The organism is Vulcanococcus sp. (assembly GCF_044369115.1).
In the GTDB taxonomy this organism is placed as follows: Bacteria; Cyanobacteriota; Cyanobacteriia; order PCC-6307; family Cyanobiaceae; genus Vulcanococcus.
Genome location: NZ_JBIPMN010000282.1, coordinates 1 through 3,992 on the forward strand (window position 1 = coordinate 1; position 3,992 = coordinate 3,992).

Annotated in this window: 5 protein-coding genes and 1 pseudogene; 4 read left to right on the forward strand and 2 right to left on the reverse strand. The window is 58.3% G+C overall.

Features of this window, described 5'->3' with window-relative positions; translation table 11 throughout:
• The 3 genes and pseudogenes from ACIQ2E_RS14980 to ACIQ2E_RS14990 all read left to right on the forward strand — a co-directional run.
• Positions 1-338: pseudogene (locus tag ACIQ2E_RS14980) on the forward strand (bleomycin hydrolase); the annotation flags it as partial.
• 57 nt (positions 339-395) lie between these two features.
• A complete protein-coding gene (gene cpeA, locus ACIQ2E_RS14985) occupies positions 396-890 on the forward strand; it encodes a class 1 C-phycoerythrin subunit alpha (protein WP_296444999.1) in 495 nt (164 codons plus the stop codon).
• A gap of 142 nt (positions 891-1,032) precedes the next feature.
• A complete protein-coding gene (locus tag ACIQ2E_RS14990) occupies positions 1,033-1,659 on the forward strand; it encodes a HEAT repeat domain-containing protein (protein ID WP_296444997.1) in 627 nt (208 codons plus the stop codon).
• On the opposite strand, the gene ACIQ2E_RS14995 is transcribed toward ACIQ2E_RS14990, so the two are convergent.
• Complete coding sequence (locus tag ACIQ2E_RS14995) at positions 1,635-2,534, reverse strand: HEAT repeat domain-containing protein (RefSeq protein WP_398332277.1); 900 nt, start codon at positions 2,532-2,534, stop codon at positions 1,635-1,637. The two genes, ACIQ2E_RS14990 and ACIQ2E_RS14995, sit on opposite strands and share 25 nt — an antisense overlap.
• Positions 2,535-2,679: 145 nt before the next feature.
• Between ACIQ2E_RS14995 and ACIQ2E_RS15000 the strand changes: the two genes are divergently transcribed.
• Positions 2,680-2,889, forward strand: coding sequence for a hypothetical protein (locus ACIQ2E_RS15000; protein WP_398332279.1), 210 nt, complete (start codon positions 2,680-2,682; stop codon positions 2,887-2,889).
• Between the two features lie 260 nt (positions 2,890-3,149).
• Here the strand turns inward: ACIQ2E_RS15000 and ACIQ2E_RS15005 are convergent.
• The coding region (locus tag ACIQ2E_RS15005) for an NAD-dependent epimerase/dehydratase family protein (protein ID WP_398332281.1) at positions 3,150-3,992 on the reverse strand (843 nt) is incomplete at its 5' end.

The following is a 3,992-nucleotide window of genomic DNA, read 5'->3' on the forward strand; positions in this document are numbered from 1 at the left end:
CCAACCGCCGCATGGCTGCTTGCCTGCGCGACGGCGAGATCGTTCTCCGCTACATCTCCTACGCCCTGCTGGCTGGCGATGCATCCGTGCTGGATGACCGCTGCCTGAACGGCCTCAAGGAGACCTATGTGGCTCTGGGTGTGCCCCTTCAGTCCGCAGCTCGCGCTGTGTCGATCATGAAGGCCTCCTCGACCGCTCACATCAACGAGACCAACACCACCGGCACCAACCCTGTGGAAACTCGTTTCCGCAAGATGGAAACCGTCCAGGGCGATTGCTCTGCACTGGTTGCCGAAGCTGCTTCCTACTTCGATCGCGTGATCAGCGCCCTCAGCTGAATCAACAAGAGATAGCTCTCTCTTTTCAACGCAAACCTCCATCTAAGGATCTCAAAAATGAAATCCGTTGCAACCACCGTTGTGACCGCCGCTGACGCAGCCGGTCGCTTCCCTTCCCAGAACGACCTCGAAGCCGTTCAGGGCAACATTCAGCGCGCCGCTGCTCGCCTTGAAGCCGCCGAAAAGCTGGCTGCAGGTCTGGACAAGGTGACCAAGGAAGCTGGCGATGCATGCTTCAACAAGTACCCCTACCTCAGGCAGCCCGGTGAGGCTGGTGAGAACCAGACCAAAGTGGACAAGTGCTACCGCGATCTGGGTCACTACCTGCGCCTGATCAACTACTGCCTGGTTGTGGGCGGCACCGGCCCTCTGGACGAGTGGGGCATCGCCGGTGCTCGTGAGGTGTACCGCACCCTGCGTCTGCCTACCGCTGCTTACGTCGAGGCCCTGACCTACACCCGCGACCGGGCTTGCTCCCCTCGCGACATGAGCCCCCAGGCTCTGAACGAGTTCAAGGCATATCTTGACTACGCCATCAACGCCCTCTCCTGATCTCTTCATCGAAATCAGCTTGAGTGCAGGAGGCCTTCGGGCCTCCTTTTTTAGTTTTCTTGCACATCAAGAGCGAAGAAAGCGAGGCCGACAAAGCGAGGATTAAGGTGGCCAGAAACAGAGCAAGGCACCGGAGATCGGCGTGAGCAACCAGGTACTCGACAAATTATTTGAAGACCTAGAGCATCCGAATCCCTATATCCAGACCCAAGCCTTCACCGCCATGGCGGAGCACTGGCAAGAGGAAGCAACCCCCAGGCTGATTGCCTTACTCAGTCAACCCAACGTCGGCTTGAGACGGGCCTCAGTGCGGGCCCTGGGCTCTTTCGGCGAGGCAGCCATGCAACCGATCGCTGATTGCTTTCGGACAACAGACGACGCCACGGTGCGCGCAAGCTGTGTGAAGGCCTACGCACAACTGGCCTCGAACTACCCGGGACTCCCGTTCAGCGAGGGGGCGATGGCGGTGCTGAGAGACGGCCTCGGCGATGACTCCCCCGTCGTTGCCGTGGCGTCTGTGATGGCCCTCGGCCAGGTGGGGGAACAGGCAGTCGCCTTACTGCTTGAAGTCAGCCGCGGTGACAACCCAGCCCAAGGGGTAGCGGCCATCAATGCCCTGGCCGAGATCAATGATCCCTCCGTCGAAGCGGGATTCAACGCACTCCTCCATGAGGAGAGCTTGGACAGCTACGTCAAGGAGACCTTGACTTCAGCGATGATGCGACTCAAGGACCTGAAGGCGCGTCAGGCGTCCTCGTTGCTTAGCTGATTGATCGCCAAAGAAAGAACGGCTTGCACGTCAGATTGGTTTTCTTGATCCAACCGTGCTTGCAGAGAAGGAATTGATCCAGATGCCCTGAGTTTCATCAGAGACAGAGCGGCGTTCTTGCGCACCTGACCCACTGCATCGATGAGCAAAGGCTCGAGCTGAGGTGCGGCCCAGTCGGGGTCATGGAGCTTGCCGAGCAAGGTTGCCGCCTCGGCACGGACATCAGCATCGATGTCTGATAGCGCTCCAACCACAAGAGCTTTGGCGACGTCATCCGCCAAGCTCTGGATTTGGTCGCCGAGGGCGGCGATGGCAGCGCAGCGGATTTCGGCATGGTCAGACGCGGCCGCATCCCGAAGCGCTTCAGGTGCACGCGCACCGACAAAGGCAAGCGCCCAACTGGCAAGGCCCAGCTGCATCGCCGTGCTCTCGGGATCGATCAGCACATCAAGGAGCAAGGGAATGGCCTCCGCACCAACGGCAGCCATCGCGCCAACGACTGAGCCCTGAACGACCGGATCAGGATCGCCGCGCAGGGCTTCCAAAAGCACTGGCAATGCACGGGGATCCTCGATCAAGGTCAAGGTCTTGGCGGCCGCCCGGCGAACCGTGACGCTCTCATGGCTGGAGAGCGCTCTACAAAGGGACGGGACCGCTGCTTTGCCAACAACCCCCAAGCTCTCCGCAAAGGTCAGACGCATCAGCCCTCTTGGGTCACCAAGGCCGGCCACCATTTTTTCGATGGCGTCCGCGTCACTCGGGGGAAGATTTCCGTTGCGGAGTTGTTGCCTGAGCTCTTTTGCGAGCTGACTGGCTTCCTGTTCATTGAGCTGCTGGGGCTGCCCATTAACGCTTAGGGAATGGGCCTCAGACACAAGCAAGGGGAAGAGCAAGCTGAATTATGGGGTTCCTGCAGTGACCTGGACAAGTTGAGCGGGATGGCTGCGGATCCGCTCCGCCAGAGGTTCATGGCGAGGGTTCAGCGACTCAACACGCTGTCACGCTGGCTAGGCTGACGCAATGGAACATGATGAGCTGAACAACTGGCGCAAGCTTGCAGCAGAACTTGAAGCGTCTGGGGAGACCGAGAGCAAGTTCTATGAGCGTGCCAAAATGATCGCCTTGGGATATCCCGACCCACTCACACTGGGAGATTCCAACGACTCGACATTAGGCGAAGTGCAAGAACCATTCGAACAGCTCAAAACCTCCAAAACACTGCCCAGATGAAACGTCGCTTTCTGGTCTCTGCCAAGGACTTTCTCCCACAGGAGGTGGAATGCGAGGGATGCAGCGGCGATGCACTGATGCTCGCGCTTGAGGACGCAGAGATTCGACATTGGAAAGTTAACCGCAGAAGCCCAAGTGGCCAAGATTGGTTTTTTGACGTCGCTCTTTCCGAAGAAATCAAGGAGTTCTGCGTACAAACTTTGTGTTGAAAGCCAGCGTCAAGTGAGCCGTAAATGTGTCTTTGGCTTGAGTTACTTCATTTAGCTCAATTCAGACCGAGCTTGACGGCTGATTACATCGCCACTCTGTGTTGGCAGACCCAACATGGACGGAGAAAGGAATTTGAATCCACGACGCTTAATCTTCGCATTGGAGACCGACGCGTTCACCACCCGTGCTCCGTTGGGTGCGCCGCACCAAATCACAGGAGGGAGCCCCCTTCGCTCGCAGATGATGTTGGACAGCTGCCTTCGGCTGAGGCGCATGTCGTCGACCAGATTGAACGTCCCTTCCAAATCGTGGTACCAAGCAAATTCAACGCCCCGGCTGATGTCCTCGAGGTGCGTCCACGCTGGAATGTGATCGCCATCGCGAGAGATGGGTCGGCCAGCGGCTTGTTGCACAAGCGAAACCATGTCTCGCCCAGGCCCGTAAATCCCTCCCAAGCGCAAGACACAAACACTCCGGTTAGGCCCCTGCAAGTCAAGAAGCTGCTGCTCCGCCTCAATCAGCAGGCGGTTAATCGGATGACTCCGATCCAGTGGCGATCCCTCGCCTACCTCTTGTCCACCTTGATCTCCAAAGACGCCGACAGTGCTGATGTATGTGATGTGCAGCGGCCTCTGGCGGGGACAGGTCTTTAGGGCCTGAACAAGGTTTTTGATTCCCTTGGAAAAGACCTCTTCGTAGCTCTCTTCCTGTCGCGTAGGCGCCACGCTGATCAGCAGACCGTCAAGCTCCTCAAGGAAACTGAAGTTCGCTTGATCGGAGACAAGGTCGAGGAGGGTGGGTGTTGCACCCAGCGCCTCAACGCGCGGGAATCGCGCTGCATCGCGAATCGTCGCGAGGACGTCGTGACCGGCAAGACGGAGTCGCCTACAAAC

Coding starts and splice junctions, on each gene's coding strand:
- cpeA (WP_296444999.1), top strand. CDS start 396: ATGAAATCCGTTGCAACCACCGTTGTGACCGCCGCTGACGCAGCCGGT.
- ACIQ2E_RS15000 (WP_398332279.1), top strand. CDS start 2,680: ATGGAACATGATGAGCTGAACAACTGGCGCAAGCTTGCAGCAGAACTT.